18 protein-coding genes and 1 pseudogene are annotated in these 19,310 nt (G+C 63.6%); 7 read left to right on the top strand and 12 right to left on the bottom strand.

Annotated features, from left to right (window positions below; translation table 11 throughout):
- Positions 1-2: 2 nt before the first annotated feature.
- Both gmk and QWJ46_RS06350 read left to right on the top strand, forming a co-directional pair.
- Positions 3-665, top strand: coding sequence for a guanylate kinase (gmk, locus tag QWJ46_RS06355; protein WP_184453228.1), 663 nt, complete (start codon positions 3-5; stop codon positions 663-665).
- Positions 661-795, top strand: a pseudogene (locus tag QWJ46_RS06350) (DNA-binding response regulator); the annotation flags it as partial. The gene gmk and the pseudogene QWJ46_RS06350, both read left to right, overlap by 5 nt.
- 41 nt (positions 796-836) lie before the next feature.
- On the opposite strand, the gene QWJ46_RS06345 reads toward QWJ46_RS06350, so the two are convergent.
- From QWJ46_RS06345 to QWJ46_RS06310, 8 genes are all read right to left on the bottom strand, one after another.
- Complete coding sequence (locus tag QWJ46_RS06345) at positions 837-2,282, bottom strand: aldehyde dehydrogenase (RefSeq protein WP_184453226.1); 1,446 nt, start codon at positions 2,280-2,282, stop codon at positions 837-839.
- 21 nt (positions 2,283-2,303) lie between these two features.
- A complete protein-coding gene (locus QWJ46_RS06340; protein ID WP_184453223.1) occupies positions 2,304-3,089 on the bottom strand; it encodes a coniferyl-alcohol dehydrogenase in 786 nt (261 codons plus the stop codon).
- 40 nt (positions 3,090-3,129) lie between these two features.
- On the bottom strand, positions 3,130-4,155 hold the full coding sequence (locus QWJ46_RS06335; protein WP_302749881.1) for a branched-chain amino acid ABC transporter permease: 1,026 nt from the start codon (positions 4,153-4,155) through the stop codon (positions 3,130-3,132).
- A complete protein-coding gene (locus QWJ46_RS06330) occupies positions 4,152-5,084 on the bottom strand; it encodes a branched-chain amino acid ABC transporter permease (protein ID WP_184453219.1) in 933 nt (310 codons plus the stop codon). Before QWJ46_RS06330 ends, QWJ46_RS06335 begins: the two co-directional genes overlap by 4 nt.
- Positions 5,081-5,809 carry an ABC transporter ATP-binding protein gene (locus QWJ46_RS06325; protein ID WP_184453217.1) on the bottom strand — a complete coding sequence of 243 codons (729 nt, stop codon included), beginning with the start codon at positions 5,807-5,809 and terminating at the stop codon, positions 5,081-5,083. Before QWJ46_RS06325 ends, QWJ46_RS06330 begins: the two co-directional genes overlap by 4 nt.
- On the bottom strand, positions 5,806-6,561 hold the full coding sequence (locus QWJ46_RS06320; RefSeq protein WP_302749880.1) for an ABC transporter ATP-binding protein: 756 nt from the start codon (positions 6,559-6,561) through the stop codon (positions 5,806-5,808). Before QWJ46_RS06320 ends, QWJ46_RS06325 begins: the two co-directional genes overlap by 4 nt.
- Before the next feature lie 5 nt (positions 6,562-6,566).
- Complete coding sequence (locus tag QWJ46_RS06315; RefSeq protein WP_302749879.1) at positions 6,567-7,883, bottom strand: ABC transporter substrate-binding protein; 1,317 nt, start codon at positions 7,881-7,883, stop codon at positions 6,567-6,569.
- Between the two features lie 65 nt (positions 7,884-7,948).
- The gene (locus QWJ46_RS06310; protein WP_184453211.1) at positions 7,949-9,412 is read right to left on the bottom strand and encodes an aldehyde dehydrogenase; all 1,464 of its coding nucleotides are present in this window, start codon (positions 9,410-9,412) and stop codon (positions 7,949-7,951) included.
- 235 nt (positions 9,413-9,647) lie between these two features.
- On the opposite strand from QWJ46_RS06310, the gene QWJ46_RS06305 reads away from it, so the two are divergent.
- On the top strand, positions 9,648-10,547 hold the full coding sequence (locus tag QWJ46_RS06305) for an AraC family transcriptional regulator (RefSeq protein WP_184453209.1): 900 nt from the start codon (positions 9,648-9,650) through the stop codon (positions 10,545-10,547).
- A gap of 76 nt (positions 10,548-10,623) precedes the next feature.
- On the opposite strand, the gene QWJ46_RS06300 is transcribed toward QWJ46_RS06305, so the two are convergent.
- Complete coding sequence (locus QWJ46_RS06300) at positions 10,624-11,109, bottom strand: MarR family winged helix-turn-helix transcriptional regulator (protein WP_302749876.1); 486 nt, start codon at positions 11,107-11,109, stop codon at positions 10,624-10,626.
- 197 nt (positions 11,110-11,306) lie between these two features.
- On the opposite strand from QWJ46_RS06300, the gene QWJ46_RS06295 reads away from it, so the two are divergent.
- The 4 genes from QWJ46_RS06295 to QWJ46_RS06280 are packed head-to-tail and all read left to right on the top strand — an operon-like array spanning position 11,307 to position 16,349.
- On the top strand, positions 11,307-12,884 hold the full coding sequence (locus QWJ46_RS06295; RefSeq protein ID WP_302749874.1) for an AMP-binding protein: 1,578 nt from the start codon (positions 11,307-11,309) through the stop codon (positions 12,882-12,884).
- 44 nt (positions 12,885-12,928) lie between these two features.
- Complete coding sequence (locus QWJ46_RS06290; RefSeq protein ID WP_302749873.1) at positions 12,929-13,750, top strand: p-hydroxycinnamoyl CoA hydratase/lyase; 822 nt, start codon at positions 12,929-12,931, stop codon at positions 13,748-13,750.
- A gap of 31 nt (positions 13,751-13,781) precedes the next feature.
- Positions 13,782-14,888 carry an NAD(P)-dependent alcohol dehydrogenase gene (locus tag QWJ46_RS06285; RefSeq protein ID WP_302749871.1) on the top strand — a complete coding sequence of 369 codons (1,107 nt, stop codon included), beginning with the start codon at positions 13,782-13,784 and terminating at the stop codon, positions 14,886-14,888.
- 21 nt (positions 14,889-14,909) lie between these two features.
- A complete protein-coding gene (locus tag QWJ46_RS06280; RefSeq protein ID WP_302749870.1) occupies positions 14,910-16,349 on the top strand; it encodes a coniferyl aldehyde dehydrogenase in 1,440 nt (479 codons plus the stop codon).
- A gap of 96 nt (positions 16,350-16,445) precedes the next feature.
- Here QWJ46_RS06280 and rsmA read toward each other — a convergent pair whose 3' ends face one another.
- Genes rsmA through QWJ46_RS06265 form a run of 3 tightly spaced genes read right to left on the bottom strand, consistent with a single transcriptional unit; the run spans position 16,446 to position 19,252 of the window.
- Positions 16,446-17,273: a 16S rRNA (adenine(1518)-N(6)/adenine(1519)-N(6))-dimethyltransferase RsmA gene (gene rsmA / locus QWJ46_RS06275; protein ID WP_302749869.1), complete on the bottom strand. Its 828-nt coding sequence runs from the start codon at positions 17,271-17,273 to the stop codon at positions 16,446-16,448.
- Positions 17,273-18,301: a 4-hydroxythreonine-4-phosphate dehydrogenase PdxA gene (gene pdxA, locus QWJ46_RS06270; protein WP_302749868.1), complete on the bottom strand. Its 1,029-nt coding sequence runs from the start codon at positions 18,299-18,301 to the stop codon at positions 17,273-17,275. The genes rsmA and pdxA overlap by 1 nt, the downstream gene beginning before the upstream one ends.
- Positions 18,302-18,307: 6 nt before the next feature.
- Positions 18,308-19,252, bottom strand: a complete 945-nt coding sequence (locus QWJ46_RS06265) for a peptidylprolyl isomerase (protein WP_302749867.1) — start codon at positions 19,250-19,252, stop codon at positions 18,308-18,310.
- Positions 19,253-19,310 lie beyond the last annotated feature (58 nt).

The raw sequence follows: 19,310 nt of genomic DNA, 5'->3' as shown, positions 1-19,310 counted from the left end.
ACATGAAACCGGCGAAATCCTCGCCCGTACAGATCGCCCGCCGCGGTCTGATGCTTGTTATTTCGTCGCCATCGGGCGCCGGCAAGTCCACCATTGCGCGCACGCTTCTGGAAACCGACAAGCATATCGGCCTCTCCGTCAGCGTCACTACGCGCCAGCGCCGCCCGAGCGAAGTCGAAGGCGTGCATTATCATTTCAAGAGCGTGCGCGAGTTCGAGCGGTTGCGCGACAGCGACGCACTGCTCGAATGGGCCGAGGTGCATGGCAATTTCTACGGCACGCCGCGCGAGCCGGTCGAGCAGGCCATGGCCGAAGGCCGCGACATGCTGTTCGATATCGACTGGCAGGGCGCTCAACAGCTGCAGGAGAAGATGTCGGCCGACGTCGTCTCGATCTTCGTGCTGCCGCCAACCATGACGGAGCTCCAGTCGCGGCTGCACCGCCGTGCCGAGGATTCCGAGGAGGTGATTCAGACGCGTCTGGCCAACAGCCGCGCCGAGATCGCCCACTGGCGCGAATATGATTATGTCATCGTCAATGACGATCTCAACACCGCCTTCGACGCCGTCCAATCGATCGTCAAGGCCGAACGCCTGCGCCGCGACCGCCGCCACGGCATGTTCGATTTCGTTCGCGAGCTGCTGGAAGAGACGCCGTCGATCTAGCGAGCTGATTGCGCGGATTCGTGCCCTGATGCGGCGCTCGCCGGTGACGGCCATGCCGACACTGGAATTCGCTGACGTCAGGTTTGAGACAGCATCGCGCCAGGTCACCTGCCACGGCATTGAAATGGCGCGCTCGCACCCTCGGAAAATTCGCTGGACGCGCCTGACCTCTCAGAAGGGATAGTGCTGGGCAGAATCCTCCACGGTGATCCAGCGCAGGTCGGTGAATTCGGCAATCGCTGCCTTGCCGCCGAAGCGGCCGTAGCCGCTGCCTTTTACGCCGCCGAAGGGCATTTGCGCTTCATCGTGCAGCGTCGGGCCGTTGATGTGGCAGATGCCGGATTCGATGCGCGCCGCAACCGCCATCGCCCGCTGGATGTTGCGGCTGAAGACGGCGGATGACAGGCCGTATTCGGTGTCGTTGGCGACGCGGATTGCTTCCTCCTCGCCGGAGACGCGAATGATCGGCTTGACCGGGCCGAAGGATTCTTCCGAATAGACGCGCATGTCAGGAGTGACGTGATCGAGCAGCGTCGCCTCGACCACGGTGCCGGAGCGCTTGCCGCCGGCCACGAGTTTTGCGCCCTTGGCTGTGGCATCAGTGATCAGCTCCTCCATCTTCCTGGCGGCGTCGAGGCTGATCAGCGAGCCGAGAACGACATGTCCGCGCGGGTCGCCGGCCGGCAGCTGGCTGGCGCGGGCGGCCAGTTTAGCCACGAACTGATCGGCAATCGCCGTGTCGACGATGATCCGCTCCGTCGACATGCAGATCTGGCCCTGATGCATGAAGGCGCCGAAAATCGCGGCATTTACAGCGCCGTCGATATCGGCGTCGTCGAGAATGACGAGCGGCGCCTTGCCGCCGAGCTCGAGCAAAGCGGGCTTGAGATATTTGCCGCAGGTCTCGGCGATGATCTTGCCGACCTTGGTCGATCCGGTGAAGTTCACGCGCCTGACGGCCGGATGGGCGATCAGTGCGTTGACAATCTCGGGCGCATCCTCAGGAGCATTGGTGAGAATGTTGATGACGCCGGCCGGCAGGCCCGCTTCGGCGAGAGCCGTGGCGATCAGCCGGTGGGTGCCCGGGCATTGTTCGGATGCCTTGAGAATAACAGTGTTGCCGCAGGCGATCGGCATGGCGATGGCGCGGGTGGCGAGGATGACGGGCGCGTTCCAGGGCGCGATCGCCAGGCACACCCCGGCGGCCTGGCGAACGCCCATGGCGAGCGTGCCGGGCTTGTCGGAAGGGATGATTTCGCCTGAAATCTGCGTCGTCATGGCGCCCGCCTCGCGCAGGATGTTGGCGGCGAGCATGACGTTGAAGCCGGCCCAGGGGGCGGTGGCGCCGGTCTCCTCGATCATCAGCCGGGTAAACTCGGCCACTTTCGAATCCATGATATCGGCGGCCTTCATCAGGATGGCGCGGCGCTGGCCGGGGCCGGTCTTCGACCAGGCGCCGAAGGCAGTGGAGGCGGCGTCGACGGCGGCGGCGACATCCTCCAGGCTGGCAGCGGCGGCGCGGCTCGCAAGCTTCTCGGTGAAGGGATCGATCCGGTCATAGGTCCGGCCGCTGGAGGCTGGCCGGTCGGCGCCGTTTATGAGCAGGGAAATATTCATCGTGGGGTCTCCTGGCAAAAACTAGAAGCCGAGCACTTCGGCGTTGATGGATGCTTCGAGGCCGCCGTCGGCGGCAAGATTGGCGCCATTGATCCAGCGTGCGCCGTCCGAGCAGAGGAAGAGCACGGCGGGCGCGATGTCGGCTGATGTGCCGGCGCGGCCGACGCGGGTGATGTCGCTCTCGACCCTGGCGTCGCCGAGCACGGCACGGAACTGCTTGAGGATCGGCGTTTCCACCGGTCCGGGGCTCACCGCATTGACGCGGATGCTGCGGTGTTTGAACAAGGGCTGGTGGGCGGCGCGCATGGTCCAGAGCAGCAGCAGTTCCTTGGAGAGCGGGTAGCCTTGCTCGTCCTTAAGGCCGTGCTCGGCGACGACGACCGCGACATCCGGAAAGCCCTCGATCGAGGTCAGCGATTTGGCCCGTTCGAGATTGGCGCGCCAGCCGTAACCGGCGATCGAGGCGACGTTGACGATGGCGCCGCCTTCGCGCAGGCGGGGCGCCACGGCTTCCGACAAAGCGCGCAGCCCGTAGAAATTGACGGCGAGCGTTGAGACGACGCCAGTACTGCCGGAAAGACCGGCGACATTGGCGAGCGCATCGAGGCGCGCCGGCAGCTGCGCGACAATCTCGGCAACGCCCGATGGCGTGGAGAGATCGCCCTTGATGAAGGCGGCACTTCCATTTGCCGGTTCGCGCACATCGACACCGATGACCTCAGCGCCCATCTGGCCGGCTAATTCCGCCGTCCGGGCGCCGATGCCGGAGGCGACGCCGGTCACCAGGATTGTTTTACCAAAAAGCATGGATTTCACCTTTCGCAAGAAAACCGGGAAGCAGGCGGGTTCATTCTTCCCATTTGATTTTCGTCGGGCCGGGCAATTTCAGCCGGTAGCCGACGGGCAGAAGCTGGAAGTCGAAACGGCGCTCGACTTCGCCCCAGAGGCCGCGCGGCAGGTAGAGCGAGAAGATCAGCGCGGTGGCGCCAAGCCCGATCAGATACCAGACCCCAGCGCTGCCGAAGAAAGTCTCGATGACGAAAAACAGGATGGCGCCGAGGATGGCGCCCTCGAATTTGCCGATCCCGCCGACCAACACCATGAAGATCATGTAGGCCGTCCACTGGACGCTGAAATAGGTCTTCGGCTGGAAGGTCGTGGCGGTCGCCAGCCACAAGCCGCCGGCGATGGCGATGCCGACGGCGGCGAGCACGAAGAGCAGCCGCTTGGTGGCGGTCACCCGCACGCCGACCGAGGTCGCCGCCTCCTCATTGTCGCGGATCGCCTGCATCGCCGCACCGGCGCGGCTGCGCATCAGCATGAAGAGCGCGCCGAGCAGGGCGGCCATGGATGTGAGCGCAAGCCAGTAGATCGCCGCCCGCCGCGTGCCGGTGTCATAGACATTGAGCGAGATCAGCGAGGTTCCGGTTTCCCCCTGGATCAGCCGGTCGAGATTGACCAGCAGATGGGTGAGTTCGGCCACAACCCACATGCCGATCGCAAACTCGCCGCCCTTCAGCCGCAGCATGAACAGCGAAAGCGGGATCGACAGGGCGCCGGTCACGATCGCGGCGGCAAAGACCGAGACGAAGGGATCGAGGCCCGCATCGGCGAGCCGAATGGTGAAATAGGCGCCGAGGCCGAAGAACACCTGCTGGCCAACCGAGACCAGCCCGCCGAAACCGGCGAGTGCATTCCACATGGCGGCCAGGATCACATAGATGAACAGGGCGGTCATCCGGTCGATCGCACCGGCGCCGAGCACGGCGGGGGCAAGGATCAGGAGGGCAAACACCGCGGCCATGGAGCCGAGCGCCAGCCGCGACGAGGTCGTCCAACGCTCGATTGATATTCCGTTGGAGACGAATGTCATGTCGAGCTCCGAAGGCGTGCGCGAAGGTTGAGGAGGGCGCTGGGTTTCAGAAGCGCTGCGATCTTGTCGAGAACCGGCAGGCGGGACCGGGACAGCCGGATGAAAAGCACCAGCAGGAACACGGCATGGCCGCCGATCAGAAAGCCCTGCGGATGCAATTGCGCGCCGAGCGACTGGGCAAGGCCGAGAACGATGCCGCCGGCAAGCGTTCCCCACAGCGATCCCGCTCCGCCGATGACCGCGGCCTCGAAGGCAAAGAGAAGCTGCGGACCGCCCGCATAAGGGCTGAAGGTCGCCCGCATCCCGAGAAAGGCGCCGGCAATCCCGATCGTGACCATGGTGATGGCGGTGGCGACCGCATTCACCCTGCGCGCATCGATGCCGACGAGCCCCGCCGTATCCGGATCTTCGGCCGTCGCGCGGATGGCGCGGCCCAATGTAAAGCGGCCGAGGAAGAATTGCAGCCCGCCGAGAATGAGGATCGCCGTTACCATCATCATCACGGCAAGCTTGCCGACGAAGATGTGGCCGGGCAGCTGCCAGGATGCATAGGAGAGATTGCCGATGAAGGGCGCGAGCGATCGTGTGTCGGCGCCGAACTGTTCGAACAGCAGATTGTCGATGACGATCGACAGGCCGAAGGTCGTCAGGATCGGCAGCAGCGTGCCGCCGCGGGCGCTGCGTTCGAGGATGAAGCGCTGCAGCAGCCAGCCGATCACCGCCATGACGGGCAGCACGATCAAAAGGCCGGCGAAAGGTGGAATGCCGGCCTTGGCGGCGAGCAGCCACAGCCCGTAGGCGGCGGCGACCGCCAGGCTCCCATGCGCGAGATTGATGATCCGCATGACCGAAAACATGAAGGACAATCCGCAGGCGATGACGGCGTAATAACCGCCAAGCAGGAGGCCCTGGATCAGGGTGTTGATCATGATGCGCTCCTTTCGCCGGCTGTCCGGTGCAGTCCGAAATAGGCCTTGGTGACCTCGTCGCGGGTGACGGCGGCTGCCGGCCTGTCGAGCACGATACGGCCTTCCAGCATGCAGATGATACGGCTTGCGACACTCATGGCGCGGCCGAGATCCTGCTCGACCAGCACGATGGTCGTTCCCGAAGTCAGCAGCGCCTGCAACTGGGCATAGACGCGGTCGACGACCAGAGGCGAAAGCCCGAGCGAGACCTCGTCCAGCAGAAGAATATCGGGATTGCTCATCAGCGCCCGGCCGATGGCGGTCGCCTGCTGTTCCCCGCCGGAGAGGTGCCCGGTCTTGGCGTGACGGCGGGACTTCAGGTTCGGGAAGGCGTCGAGGATGCGGTCGATGCTCCACTCGCCCTTGCGCCCGCAGCTCTTGCCGAGAAGCAAGTTCTCTTCCACTGTCATCTGCGAAAACAGCCGCCGGCCTTCCGGTACCAGGGCGATGCCCTTGGCGATCCGCTTGTGGGAGGGCACGGCAGCCAGATCCTCATCGCCGAGCAGGACGCGGCCGGAGGCGGGCAGATGGGCGCCGGCGATCGATCTGAGCAGCGTCGTCTTGCCGGCGCCGTTCGCGCCGACCAGCGCCAGCACCTCGCCTTTGGCGACATCGAAGCTGACCCCGCGCACCGCCTGCAGCAGGCCGTGGCGGACGTCGAGATTCTCGATGGAAAGAAGGCTCATGCGGGCGTCCCTCCGAGATAGGCCTTGACCACCTCCGCATCGCTCATGACAGTCTTCGGCTCGCCATCGGCGATGATCCGGCCGGCATCCATGCAGATCAGCCTTTCCGCCACCTGCAGCAGGATATGGACGATATGCTCGATCCAGACGATGCCGATGCCGCGGCGGCGCAATTCGAGGATGGTTTCGACGAGTTCGCTCGCCTCCCCATCGGTCAGGCCGCCGCCGATCTCGTCGAGCAGCAGCAGCCGCGGCTGCGTGGCAAGCGCACGGGCAAGCTCCAGCCGCTTGCGATCCAGGAGACCGAGGGTGTCGGCCGGGCGGTTGGCGACCCCGAGCATGCCGCAGAGCGACAGCGAATCCACCACACGCTCATAGGCCTCGTCGCGGCTTGCCGCATTGCCGTGCGAAGCGGCGACGAAGACATTTTCGAAAGTCGTCATGCCGCTGAAGGGTTTGGGAATCTGATGCGTCCGCACAAGCCCGGAGCGGCAGCGCTCCGCCGCCGTCCGGCTGGTGACGTCGGCGCCATCGAAGGTGATGCTTCCCGCACTCGGCGGGTAGGCGCCGGCGAGCACGCTGAGCAGGGTCGTCTTGCCCGCGCCGTTCGGCCCGACGATGCCGACCGCCTCGCCATCGCCCATGGAGAAATCCAGATTCTCCAGCACCACAAGCGCGCCGAACCGCTTGTGGATCCCCCTGGCCGAGAGAAAAGCTTCCCCCGGCCGCCTTTGAGCTTCTTGCCTCTGCACTGTTGCTATCCGTTATAGGCGGTGAGCTTGGCGCCGACCGGAACATTGGGATCGGTGGCGTTTTCGGTGACGACGTAGTCGAGCGCGAATTTCGAGCCCTCCGGCGCTTTCACCCACTGCGTGCCGATGATCGGCCCGGGAGAAACATTGGCGACGGGACCGCTGGTGAAGTCGACCTTGCCGGCGATCGTCGTCGTCTTCAGCGTGGCGAGCGCCTTGGCGACAGCCTCCTTGCTCTTGACGTCGGTACTCGCCTTCAGCGCATCGAAGCCGGCGTCGAGCAGCGCAAGGCTGGCGCCGAGCTGCTGCGTCCACTGCTTGCCGCTTGCCGTTTCGTAGCCGTCAGCGAGTTCGGTTCCGGAGACGCCGGTCAGCGTCGATTTGTAAGGGAAGGCCTTGTGCCAATAGGCGGCACTGCCGATGTTGAGGCCGAGATCGCCGAGTGCCTCGATGTCGGATGGAAAGAGACCTGTTTTGGCGACCTGGCAGATCTTGATCTGCTGGGTCAGGCCTTGCTGTGCCGCCTGACGCCAGAAGGCGGCGAAATCGGGCGGGATCGGGAAGGAGTTGAAGATCTCTACGCCTTCCTGCCGGAAGAGAGCGATCTGCGCCGAAAAGTCGGTGGTTCCGGTTTCATAGGCGCCGGGATCGACGATGGTGAAGCCCGCCCTGGCAAGTGCCGGCGCCAGATGGGTGCGGATCGCATTGCCGTCGGCATCGTTCGGATACATGACGCCGACCTTCTTGTTGGTCTCGATCAGGTTCCACTGCGAGACATAGGCCTTGTGGAACTCTTCGACGCCGAAACCGAAATGATAGGTCCATTTGAACGGCGAGGGCGCGCCGGGCTTGGCGCCGCGGCCGAAATACCAGGCTTCCCAGGGCATCACCGTCGACAGGCAGGGAATGCCTGCCGCCTCGCAGGCATCGGCCACCGGATTGATCGTTTCGGGCGTCGAGACGGCGAGCATCAGGTCGATCGCCTCGTTGTTGATCAGGTCCTTCGCCAGCTGGCCGGCGCGCGAGGGGTCGGATTGGGTGTCCTGGTCGAGAATCTCCACCTTCCAGGTCTTGCCGCCGGCCTGCAGGCCGTTCGCCAGCGCCTTGCGCGCCAGTTCGAGCACATAGCCGTCGGTCTCGCCGAAGCCGCCGAGAGGGCCGGTGCGCGGGCTGATGAATCCGACCTTCAACGTATCGCCTTGCGCGAAAACCGTGCGGCCGGAAAGCGCCAGCGCCGCACTGCCTGCGGCAGCCGATGCGATGAAAGAACGGCGGGTCAGGGACGCCGCGTTGAGTTTGCCATTGCGGAAAATGCCGTTCATGAAATCGTTCCTCCCTATTGATGCGGGCCTCCCAGCCCGTTTCCTGTGTTCATCCCGATCTGAAGTCAGATCGGGTAGTGTCGTTTTCCCCCAGCCATGGTGATCCATCTGAGCTCGGTGAATTCATCGATTGCGGCCTTGCCGCCGAAGCGGCCATAGCCGCTTGATTTGACGCCCCCGAACGGCATTTGCGGCTCGTCGGAAACCGTGGCCTCGTTGATGTGGCAGATGCCGGATTCAAGCCGCATGGCAACCGCCATCGCCGCATTGATGTCGGCGCTGAAAACCGCCGCCGAGAGCCCATATTCGTTGTCGTTGGCAACCGTCACCGCCTCATCGACGCTGCCGACCCGGACGATCGCCGCAACCGGCCCGAAGCTTTCCTCGCGGTAGATGCGCATGGCAGGCGTCACGTGATCGATGACGGTCGCATCCATCAGCGTGCCGTCGGGCCGGCCGCCGCAGACGAGCGCAGCACCCTTCTGCAGGGCATCGTCGACGAGCGACTTCACGCGGCGCGCCGCTTCGGCGTTGATCAGCGTGCCGAGCGGCGTATTGCCGTCCCCGGGATGGCCCGCGATGAGGGTTTCGGCCTTCGCCCGGAATTTGCCGACGAAATTATCGGCGATCTCGTCCATCAGAATGATCCGCTCTGTGGACATGCAGATCTGGCCCTGGTTCATGAAGGCGCCGAAGGCGGCGGCACCCACTGCCTCGTCAATATCGGCGTCGGCAAGAACGATGAATGGTGCCTTGCCGCCAAGTTCGAGAAGGCAGCGCTTCAGATGCCGTGCCGCGCTTTCGGCGATGATCCTGCCGACACGGGTGGAGCCGGTGAAGTTGATGCGGCGCACAGCCGGATGGGCGATCAGGGCATCAACGACGGCGGCGGCATCGCTCGGCGCATTGGAGACGACATTGACGACGCCGCGGGGAAAGCCGGCGTCACACAGGATGTCGCCGATCAGGCCGTGGGTTTTCGGGCAGAGTTCGGAGGCTTTCAGGACGACGGTGTTGCCGCAGGCAAGCGGCATGGCGACGGCGCGGGTGCCGAGAATAATGGGCGCATTCCAGGGGGCGATGCCGACGCAGACGCCGGCCGGCTGGCGCACCGCCATGGCGAGGTTTCCGGGAATGCCTGAGGGAATGAGCTCGCCCGAGATTTGCGTGGTCATCGCCGCCGCCTCGCGCAAAATATCGGCGCCGAGCCGGCAATTGATCGCCGCCCATTGCGTCGTGGCGCCGGTTTCCCCGGTCATGGCGGCAATCAGTTCCGGCGAACGGGCATCGAGAAGTTCGGCGGCGGCGTTGAGCAGTCTACGCCGTTCGCCGGGGCCGGTTTGCGACCAATCGGGAAAGGCAGCAGCGGCGGCATTGGCGGCCCGCGTCATGTCGGCGACGGATCCTGCCGAAGCGATCGTCGCGACATCGCCGGTCAGCGGATCGACGCGTTCGAAGGTGGCCCCGTGGGAAGCATCCATCGCCTCGTTGTTGATCATCAGCTTTGCCGAAAACACGGTTTCACCCATTCGTCACATGCTGGCGCCAAGTGCTGACGCCTGGATTATTGCCACGGGAGAAGACGAGCGGACGCAACGGCCTAGAGGCCGCTTAAGCGTTCCTGTGTCTGATGAAATGCCTCCTCCCAAAGGCTAATGACGATAAGGTTACGCCGATCGATGGCGGATGGAATGCGATTTATTGGGTTAATATTGTAATTATCCGGCGACTGCGGCACTATTTGACAGGAGCGGAGGAGCGGCTTTGGCCACGGACGGAGGCATTCATCACTATGCCAGGGGCGAGTGGCATGCGCCGTCACTGTCGCATCGGCGTATCCGTCTGCAGAAAGGCCTCTATACCGATTTCCACCATTTCCTGCTGCTCGGCGACGGGGCGGCCGACCTTCATTTCGACAGCGGCGAAGACCGGCCGCTGCACGGGCCGCTGCTTGCCTTCCTACCGCCGCAGGCACGCTGCGATCTGTCGATTGCTGCCGGGAGTGCCGCCCATCTCATCGGCGCCTCGGCGCAGATCATGGTCGACGCGATTGGCGACAAGGTGGAATCCTACTCGCTGCGTCTCCTCACCGAGCAGCGCAAGCTGGTCGAGGCACGGGACCCCTTGCTGGTGGCCGAAATCAGTCCATTGATTTCGGGCTTCGTGCGGGAACTCGGCGATCCCTCCCGGGCCTCCTGGATGGTGGTCTCGGCCTATCTCAGGCTGATCCTCATGACGCTGTGGCGCGGCAGCGACAGCGAAAGAAGCGAGCCGCGTGGGCAGGGCGAAACCGGATCGATCCTGCAGCGTTATCGCCAGCTGGTCGAGGCCGGTTTCCGCCAGCACCGGCCGATCAGCGATTATGCCGCGGAATTGGGCGTCACCGCCGACCGCCTGCATTCGATCTGTCAAAGGACGCTCGGCCGCTCGCCGATCCAGCTTCTGCACGAGCGCGTGGTGCAGGAGGCAAAGCTGAGATTGGAGCGTTCGGCCCGCAACATCCAGGAAATCTCCGACAGCCTCGGCTTTCGCGACCCGACCTATTTCAGCCATTTCTTCAAGCGCAAAACCGGCCTTTCCCCCGCCGGCTACCGTGAGATCGCCCGTGCTTCCGCCGGCTCGGAAAACAGCATGCTTTCCTCGGGTTATGCGGATTGGCCTTAGGTTTGCGCGCATTGCATCGCCGGGGTTGCCAAGGCTCCTTCTGCTCTGGCAAGCCGGCAAAGGGCGGAAGCAGGTTTCAGTCGCGCTTATATATCCGCTTCAGCGCAGCCAGCAGAGCATCCATTTCATCTTGCGAAAACAGGTCGATGAAACGCTGTTCGTGTGCATCGATCAGCTTGCGCGCCCGCGCGAGCATGGCGTGACCCGCCATCGTCAGATGCAGTTCCTGGCGGCGCCGGTCCGCAGCTGAAGGGCGGCGCTCGATGAGGTCGCGGCCTGCGAGCCGGTTGACGAGCGCCATCATGGTCGCGCGGTCGGTGCCGAGCGTATTGGCAAGGTCGATCTGCGATGCACCCGCATTGACTGCAAGGAGCTCCATCACCGCGAGCTGTTTTTGCGTCAGCGCCAGCTCTTCCATGGTTTCAGCGAAGTCGCGGTAGATCGCGACATGCGCCATACGCAGATGAAAACCGAGGAGATCGCCAAGCCGGCCGACGTCGAGAGACGGCGTCGCCGGAGCATCCTCGCTCTCAACATCATCCTGCGGTGGTTTTGTAGCCATTATTCATTCTCGCCTAGTCAAGGCGCTATAACCATCAAAATCAGCAGGTTAGTCAATATCCGCCCGAAGATTTCCCGGAGCTTGTCGGAGTGGATGGATTTGCCGCGAGCAGCCTCTTGCATCCTGCTCAAAAAATATTAGTATGTGTTGCATACAAATTTGTCGGCCGCGGAGGAGCGGCTGGCATCGGAGGAAAAATGGCGCGTTCCCTTTCCGGAAGGTCTTCGTCGGTCGATTGTGGACTGGTGGCGGAGGATCCGATCCATTACCGCGCCCGTGTCGCGCCGGATCGACAGGCCGTGTTCGAGATCGCCACCGGCCGTCAGCTCAGCTATGCCGAGCTCAACATGCGGATCGCCCGATGTGCCGGTTTCCTCGATAATATCCTCGGAGCGCGCCGGGACGGGGCGCGGATCGCCATGCTGGCGCGCAACTCGATCGATTCGATCGTGCTGGCTTTTGCCTGCCAGCGCGTGGGCGCCGTTTATGTGCCGCTCAACTGGCGTCTCGGCGCCGCCGAACTGCGGCCGATCCTTGCCGATTGCGCGCCGGCGCTCCTGGTCTACGACGAGGAGTTTTCGGAAGTTGTGGCGAGCCTTGCAGATGCCGATCCTGACATGGCGGTGATCTCGACGGCAGATGGCCCAGCCGGGCTTGCGGCCCGCATCGAGGCGAGCGTCACGGCCGATCCGGTGTCCGAAGATGCGGATCGGGCGTGCGTCCTTCTCTACACCTCGGGCACGACAGGGCAGCCGAAGGGCGTCGTTATCACCGGCCGCAATGCTTTCTTTGCCGCCGTCAATTTTTCCTTCGTCGGAGAGATCGGGCCGGCATCGGTCGCTTTGTGCGATCTGCCCTTCTTCCATACGATCGGGCTCATCGCCGTGGCGCGAACCACATTGATGCTGGGTGGTACGCTCGTCATCTGCGACCGCTTCACCCCGGCGCGCACGCTGGCCGTCTTGCGTGAGCGTGCCGTCACCCATTATTTCGCCGTGCCGCAGATCGCCCTGGCTCTGCGCAACGATCCCGCCTATAGCGCCGCGGCTCTCTCTGGCCTGCATGCGCTCTTCGTCGGCGGCGCGCCGCTGACGCAGGCGCTGATCGAAAGCTATCTCGATGACGGCGTTGCGCTGGTCAACGGTTACGGCATGAGCGAGGCCGGAACGGTGCTGCATGTGCCGATCGACCAGCGCGCGGTGCAGGACAATCCCGGTAGTGTCGGTCTTCCCGCACCATTGGTCGACATCCGCATTGTCGGCGAGGGTGGCCACGACGTCGGCCCCGGCGAGATCGGCGAAATCTGGCTGCGTGGACTGGCGGTGACGCCAGGCTACTGGAACAAGCCTGCGGAAACCGCCGCCGCCTTCACCGACGGCTGGTACCGTACCGGCGATCTCGGCCGGCGTGAAGCAAACGGCTTCTATCGCATCGTCGACCGGCTGAAGGATATGTATATCAGCGGCGGTGAGAATGTTTATCCGGCCGAAGTCGAGGCTGTCCTCGCAAGCCATCCCGATATCCTCGACGTCGCGGTCGTCGGCATTCCCGACAACAGGTGGGGAGAATGTGGCGTCGCCTATGTCGTGCTGCGGCCGGGTGCCATGGTGACGGGCGAAGCGATTGCCGGCCATTGCGCGGTAAGGCTCGCCGCTTTCAAGCGCCCGGCGCACATCCTCTTCGTCGAAGCCGTTCCCCGCACCGCCTCCGGCAAAGTGCAGAAACATGTCCTGCGCCAGCTGCATTCCGACGAAACCCTTCAACGACAGGGCTGATGAAGCGGCCCCGGCTTCCATGCCGAAACCAATGGAGTGATCTGATGACTGAAGACCAATCGCCGGTTCTGGTCGAATTCGATAACGGCATCGCTTTCGTGACCCTCAACCGACCGGAAAAGCGCAATGCGATGAATCCGGCCTTGAATGCACGGATGCTGGAGGTACTCGATGAGCTCGAGGGCGATGAGCGCTGCGGCGTGCTCGTCCTGCGCGGCGCCGGCGAGTCCTGGTCCGCCGGAATGGATCTCAAAGAATATTTTCGCGACAATGACGACAAACCGCGCGATGCTACATTGAAGGCGCGGCGCCAATCCGGCGGCTGGTGGGGCCGGTTGATGTATTTCGAGAAGCCGACGATCGCCATGGTCAACGGCTGGTGCTTCGGCGGCGCCTTCACGCCGCTCGTTTCCTGCGACCTTGCCATCGCCGCCGAGGAGGCGAATTTCGGCCTTTCCGAAATCAACTGGGGCATCTTGCCGGGTGGCAACGTCACCCGCGCAGTCGCTGAGGTGATGCGCCATCGTGATGCCCTCTACTACATCATGACCGGCGAACTCTTCGGCGGGCGCAAGGCTGCCGAAATGGGTCTCGTCAACGAGGCCGTGCCGCTCGCCGAGCTCGAACCCCGAGTCCGCAAGATCTGCGCCAGCCTGCTCGAAAAGAACCCGGTGACGCTGAAGGCCGCCAAGGACACCTATAAGCGGGTGCGCAACCTGCCGTGGGATCTCGCCGACGATTACATCTACGCCAAGCTGGAGCAGATGCTGTTTCTCGACAAGACCAAGGGGCGCGACGAGGGGCTGAAGCAGTTCCTCGATGACAAGACATATCAGCCGGGGCTCGGCGCCTACAAGCGCGGCTGAGGGCGCGGATTGATCTCGGGAGGAGGATAGAATGAAGATCCATGCCGCGGTGGCACGTGCGCCCCATATGCCGTTTTCGCTGGAGAGCCTCGATCTGGAGGAGCCGCGCGAGCGGGAGATCCTGGTTCGCGTCATAGCGACCGGCGTTTGCCATACCGATATCGTCATGCGCGACCAGCATCTGCCGGTGCCGCAGCCGGTCGTGCTCGGTCATGAAGGCGCGGGGATCGTCGAACGTGTCGGGCCGGGCGTCGCCAAGGTGACGCCAGGCGATCACGTGGTCATGACCTTCAATTCCTGCGGTCATTGCCCGAGCTGCAGCGATCACGAGGAAACCTACTGCCACGAATTTTTCCCGCGCAATTTCTTCGGTGCGCGCGCCGACGGTTCGACCGGGCTCTCATGCGAGGGAGAGCGGATTCATGGCAATATTTTCGGACAATCGTCCTTTGCAAGCCACGCGCTCTGCCATGAACGCAATATCGTGAAAGTGCCGAAAGATGCGGATCTGGCGCTGCTTGGCCCACTCGCCTGCGGTATCCAGACCGGCGCTGGCGCGGTGATGAATGCGCTCGACGTCGAGCCTGGAAAAATACTCGCAGTTTTCGGCATGGGCTCTGTTGGTCTGGCCGCCGTGATGGCGGCGCGGGTCGTCGGTGCATCACGGATTATCGCCGTCGATGTCAACGAGACGCGGCTGGCGCTTGCAGCGGAACTCGGAGCGACCGACATCGTCAATGGCAAGGAGATCGACGCGGTCGCTGCAATCATGGCGCTGACCGGCGCCGGCGTCGATTATTCGATCGATGCCTCCGGCGTGCCCGCCGTCATCGACCAGTGCGTGCGGGTACTGGCGCCGCGCGGCACATGCGGCATCGTCGGGGCTTCGCCGCACGGCGCGACATTGACGCTCGACCTCACCCATATCCTGTCCGGCGGCCGCCGGGTGCGCGGTATCGTCGAAGGCGATTCCAATCCCGACGTGCTGATCCCGCTATTGATCGACCTTCATCGCCAAGGGCGCTTCCCGTTCGACAGGCTCGTCAGCTTTTACGATTTCGCCGACATCAACCGGGCGGTGGAGGACTCGGAAAGAGGCATCGTGCTGAAACCGATCGTGCGCCTGCCGGCCGCCTGACATCGTTCGAGGGAGGAACCAATGAACACCGTCACCCCAATCGCCACCGATACCAGTGCTGACGTCATGAAGCAGCTGCTTGGCCGGCAAAGAGCGTCTTTCCTCAAGGAGGGGCCACCCAACATCGGGACCCGCATTAATCGTATCGACCGCGTCATCGCCCTTCTTGTCGATCATAAGGATGCCATTGCGGCCGCTCTGTCGGATGATTTCGGCAGCCGCAGCGTCGAGGCGAGCCTGCTTCTCGACGTCTTCACCTGCGTCGGTTCGCTCAAATATGCCAAGGCTCATCTTGCCGAATGGTTGAAGCCCGAGCAGCACGAGGCTTTGTTCCCGGACGCGGTGGCCGAGGTGGTCTATCAGCCGAAGGGGGTGGTCGGTATCCTGAGCCCCTGGAATTTCCCCTATCAGCTCGCGCTTGCGCCACTTGCCGGCATCCTCGCCGCCGGCAACCGCGCCATGATCAAACCGTCGGAGGTAACGCCGGCGTCGGCCGCGCTGATGGCGGAACTCGTTGCCCGCTCCTTCGACGAAACGGAAATTGCCGTGGTGCAGGGCGGACCGGCGACCGGTACCGCTTTTACCTCGCTTGCCTTCGACCATCTGATCTTCACCGGCGGCGCGGCGATTGCCCATCAGGTTATGCGGGCGGCGGCAGAAAACCTGACGCCGCTGACGCTCGAACTCGGCGGCAAGTCGCCCGTCATCGTCGGCCGTTCGGCCGATCTCGCAGACGCGGCGCGTCGCATCATGACCGTCAAGACGCTGAATGCCGGCCAGATCTGCCTGGCGCCTGATCATGTCTACGTGCCCGAGGAAAGCGTCGAAGCCTTTGCCGAACATGCGGTGGCGGCGGTTGGCGCGATGTATCCGACGCTGAAGGAAAATCCTGATTACACCTCGATCGTCAATGCCCGTCATCACGCCCGCGTGCAGGGCCTGGTCGACGACGCCAGGGCCAAGGGCGCCCAAATCGTCGAGATCAATCCGGCGGGAGAGAATTTCTCGCAGCAATCGGCTCACCGCATGCCACCAACCCTGATCCTCGATCCCACCGACGATATGCGTGCCCTGCAGGAGGAAATCTTCGGGCCGGTTCTGCCGGTTCTTCCCTACCGCGATGTCGCAGACGTTATCGATCGCATCAACGCCCGGCCGCGCCCCCTTGCCCTCTACTACTTCAGCCAGGATGGCGAAGAGGAGCGCCGCGTTCTCGACAATACGACCTCCGGCGGAGTGACCGTCAATGACTGCATGAGCCACGTCACGGCGGAGGGCTTGCCCTTCGGCGGCGTCGGTCATTCCGGCATGGGCGCCTATCACGGCAAATTTGGCTTCCTCGCCTTCTCGCATCCGCGCGCCGTCTACCACCAGAGCAAGATGGTGGAAGCGGAATACATGATGCGTGCTCCATTCGGCGAGGCGATGCGCGGCTTTCTGGCCCAAGCGATCTGCAAGTAAGGTGCTCCTCATCAACCCAGCCGTCCGATCGCCAATGCGAAAGGACGGCCTTCGACCTAAGGCGCGTCCTTTGTGCATCCAACAGGAAATTTGGCGCTAAAGGCTATTTGCGAGAAGGCAGAATTCTTCGACTGAGAGGGTCTCCGCCCGCCGCGCCGGATCGATTCCCGCCTTGATGAGCAGGCTCTCGCCACCAAGTGGTTTCAGGCTCTGGCGCAGCATCTTGCGGCGCTGGCCGAAGGCGGCCTGCGTTACTTTTTCCAAATTGGCGACAGCGCAGGGGATGGGGTTCGCCCTGGGGATCAGATGCACCACTGTCGAAGTCACCTTCGGCGGCGGCGTGAAGGCTTGCGGCGGGACGTCGAAGGCCATGCGTGCCTCCGTTCGCCAGCCACAGAGCACGCCGAGACGGCCGTAATGGTCGTCGTCCTCGCCGGCAACGATCCGCGCGCCGACTTCCTTCTGAAACATCAGCGTCAGCGACTGCCAGAATGGCGGCCAGGCCCTCGGCAGCAGCCAGTTGACCAGCAGTTGCGTACCGACATTATAAGGCAGGTTGGCGATGATCTTGACGGGGCCTTCCGGCGCCAATGCTTCGAAATCCGTCTTCAGCGCATCGCCTTCGATGACCTCCAGGCGGCCGGGATAGTGATCGGCGATCTCGGCAAGCGCCGGCAGGCAGCGCGCGTCCCGCTCGATGGCAATGACCTTCTTGGCGCCGAGCGCCAGTATCGCGCGGGTCAGCCCGCCGGGACCGGGGCCGACCTCGAAAACGGTGGTCTCTTCGAGCGCGCCTGCCGTGCGGGCGACCTTCTGCGTGAGGTTGAGATCGAGCAGGAAGTTCTGCCCGAGCGCCTTGCGCGCATCGAGGCCGTGACGCTGAATGACGTCGCGAAGCGGCGGCAGGCCATCGAGTGCTGCCATCAGCGGCGGCTTTCCCAAGAGCGGCCGAGCTGGGCGGCAAGCTTCAGTGCTGCAACCAGGCTCTGCTCACGCGCCAGTCCCTTGCCGGCAATGCCGAAAGCGGTGCCGTGATCCGGCGAGGTTCGCACGAAGGGAAGTCCAAGCGTGACGTTGACGCTGTCGTCGAAACCGAGGGCCTTGGCGGGGATTAGCGCCTGATCGTGATACATACAGATGGCGACATCATACCGCGCCCGCGCCTCGTCATGGAACATCGTATCGGCGGGCAGGGGGCCGATCGCATCGATACCCTCGTCACGCAGCTGCTCGATCGACGGGCGGATGATGTCCTCATCCTCCGTGCCGATCGCTCCGCCTTCACCGGCATGTGGGTTGAGGCCGGCGACGGCAAGCCGTGGCGCGTCGATTCCGAAGCGCTGCCTGAGATCCGCATCGGCGATCCGGCAGGTTTCGATGATCAGTTCGCCGGTCAATGCTTGCGGTACATCGCGGACAGGAATGTGGATGGTAACGGGAATGGCCCTGAGTTTCGGTCCCGACAACATCATGACCGGCGTCACCGGCCTGCCGGTCGCCCTGGCGGCAAGATCCGCGAGAAATTCGGTATGGCCGGGAAACCGGAAACCCGCCTCGTAGAGCACGGCCTTGGCGATCGGATTGGTGACGACTGCGAGCGCCTCGCCGCCGATGACAAGCGAGACTGCTTTCTCGATCGCCGCGATCGTGCCCTTCGCCGTTGCCGCATGCGGCTCGCCGGCCACCACCTCAATGCCGGCCGGGACGCTCATGACGGGCAGCGCATCGGCAAATATGCCGGTGGCCTCGCCGGCCTTGTCGATCTCACGAATGGAAACCGCCAGATTGAGCTGGCGGGCCCGCAGAGCCAAGACATCCGGATCGCCGATCAGGAAAAAAGGCGGAAGCCCGAGTTCACGCCGCCGCAGCCAGGCCATCAGGGTGATATCCGGTCCGATGCCGGCGGGATCGCCCTGGCTCAGCGCAAGCGGTCGTGAAAAGGGTATCGCCATCGTCGGTCAGCGATAGGCGATCTGCGCCTTCTTGCGCAGTTCGTCCAGGTATTTCTTGCTGTTTTCGTTTTCCGGTGGGCCGTTCTTGCCGGCCTTGGACTTGTCGAGATCCTCCTGGCGGAAGACCATTTCGGCGGCCTGGTCGTCGGAGACCTGCCGCTGGCTGCAGATCGCCAGATATTCGACGCCCTTCTCGGTGACGCGGGTGCCTGTGGTGTTGCCCTTGGCCTGCTCGACCAGAGGCTTCCAGTCTGGCGGGATCTCGGGAGCGAGCATGCGGCCGAGATCACGCACGGAAACATCGCGCATCGTCGCGGCAAAGGTCTTTGCCTGATCGCAGCCAGGAAATTTCGAGCGCGATGCCTCGGCCTCGCCCTTGCGCTTGCCGGTAATGGCGCCGCGCTTGGCTTCGGGAATGACGAAGATGATCTGCTGCAGCATATATTCCGTCGTTACCGGCTTTTGCTTGTTGTTCTGCATCATGCGCGAGACGAGATCATAGTTCGACAGCCGGGAGGTCGAGCCGTAGCGCGCATTGACGACGCGCGGCCAGCTCATCTGCACGGCGATGAAGCCTTTGAAATGGTCGACGCCGACGCCGGCGCGATCGAGGATCTGCGACATCTGTTCGACAGAAAGTTTGTTGCCGGCCGAAAAGCGCGCGAAAGACGCATCGACGTCCTGCTGCGAAACCGACATATGGACGCGGGCGACCTCCTGCCGCTTGAGCGACTCGTCGATCAATTGCTCCGTGGCGGTCTTGGCGTCGGCCTTGGTATGCTGCAGGCGCAGGAAGGCCTGACGCTTGGCGACATCGCCGCTGGTGATGGCTGTGCCGTTCACTACGGCCTGGACTCCGCTTACTGCAAGCGCCGGGCCGGCAAGGCCCGTCAGCAAGGCAATCGCTGCGCCGGCGAGAAAGGCGGTTATGGCTTTTTTCGCGTCAATCATCTGTTGACCTCCCAATAGCGCCGCGAGAGGTTGATCGCGGCGTCCTTACCACAGTGCG

It is taken from the genome of Rhizobium sp. CBN3, assembly GCF_030518245.1.
Taxonomy (GTDB): Bacteria; Pseudomonadota; Alphaproteobacteria; order Rhizobiales; family Rhizobiaceae; genus Rhizobium; species Rhizobium aethiopicum_A.
The sequence above is the reverse complement of the archived record's forward strand: the minus strand, read 5'-3'. Positions and strand labels throughout refer to the sequence as shown.

Excerpts from the sequence above, each read along its gene's own strand:
- gmk (WP_184453228.1), top strand. The coding sequence starts at position 3 with ATGAAACCGGCGAAATCCTCGCCCGTACAGATCGCCCGCCGCGGTCTG.
- QWJ46_RS06345 (WP_184453226.1), bottom strand. The coding sequence starts at position 2,282 with ATGAATATTTCCCTGCTCATAAACGGCGCCGACCGGCCAGCCTCCAGC.
- QWJ46_RS06340 (WP_184453223.1), bottom strand. The coding sequence starts at position 3,089 with ATGCTTTTTGGTAAAACAATCCTGGTGACCGGCGTCGCCTCCGGCATC.
- QWJ46_RS06335 (WP_302749881.1), bottom strand. The coding sequence starts at position 4,155 with ATGACATTCGTCTCCAACGGAATATCAATCGAGCGTTGGACGACCTCG.
- QWJ46_RS06330 (WP_184453219.1), bottom strand. The coding sequence starts at position 5,084 with ATGATCAACACCCTGATCCAGGGCCTCCTGCTTGGCGGTTATTACGCC.
- QWJ46_RS06325 (WP_184453217.1), bottom strand. The coding sequence starts at position 5,809 with ATGAGCCTTCTTTCCATCGAGAATCTCGACGTCCGCCACGGCCTGCTG.
- QWJ46_RS06315 (WP_302749879.1), bottom strand. The coding sequence starts at position 7,883 with ATGAACGGCATTTTCCGCAATGGCAAACTCAACGCGGCGTCCCTGACC.
- QWJ46_RS06310 (WP_184453211.1), bottom strand. The coding sequence starts at position 9,412 with ATGGGTGAAACCGTGTTTTCGGCAAAGCTGATGATCAACAACGAGGCG.
- QWJ46_RS06300 (WP_302749876.1), bottom strand. The coding sequence starts at position 11,109 with ATGGCTACAAAACCACCGCAGGATGATGTTGAGAGCGAGGATGCTCCG.
- QWJ46_RS06295 (WP_302749874.1), top strand. The coding sequence starts at position 11,307 with ATGGCGCGTTCCCTTTCCGGAAGGTCTTCGTCGGTCGATTGTGGACTG.
- QWJ46_RS06290 (WP_302749873.1), top strand. The coding sequence starts at position 12,929 with ATGACTGAAGACCAATCGCCGGTTCTGGTCGAATTCGATAACGGCATC.
- QWJ46_RS06285 (WP_302749871.1), top strand. The coding sequence starts at position 13,782 with ATGAAGATCCATGCCGCGGTGGCACGTGCGCCCCATATGCCGTTTTCG.
- QWJ46_RS06280 (WP_302749870.1), top strand. The coding sequence starts at position 14,910 with ATGAACACCGTCACCCCAATCGCCACCGATACCAGTGCTGACGTCATG.
- rsmA (WP_302749869.1), bottom strand. The coding sequence starts at position 17,273 with ATGGCAGCACTCGATGGCCTGCCGCCGCTTCGCGACGTCATTCAGCGT.
- pdxA (WP_302749868.1), bottom strand. The coding sequence starts at position 18,301 with ATGGCGATACCCTTTTCACGACCGCTTGCGCTGAGCCAGGGCGATCCC.
- QWJ46_RS06265 (WP_302749867.1), bottom strand. The coding sequence starts at position 19,252 with ATGATTGACGCGAAAAAAGCCATAACCGCCTTTCTCGCCGGCGCAGCG.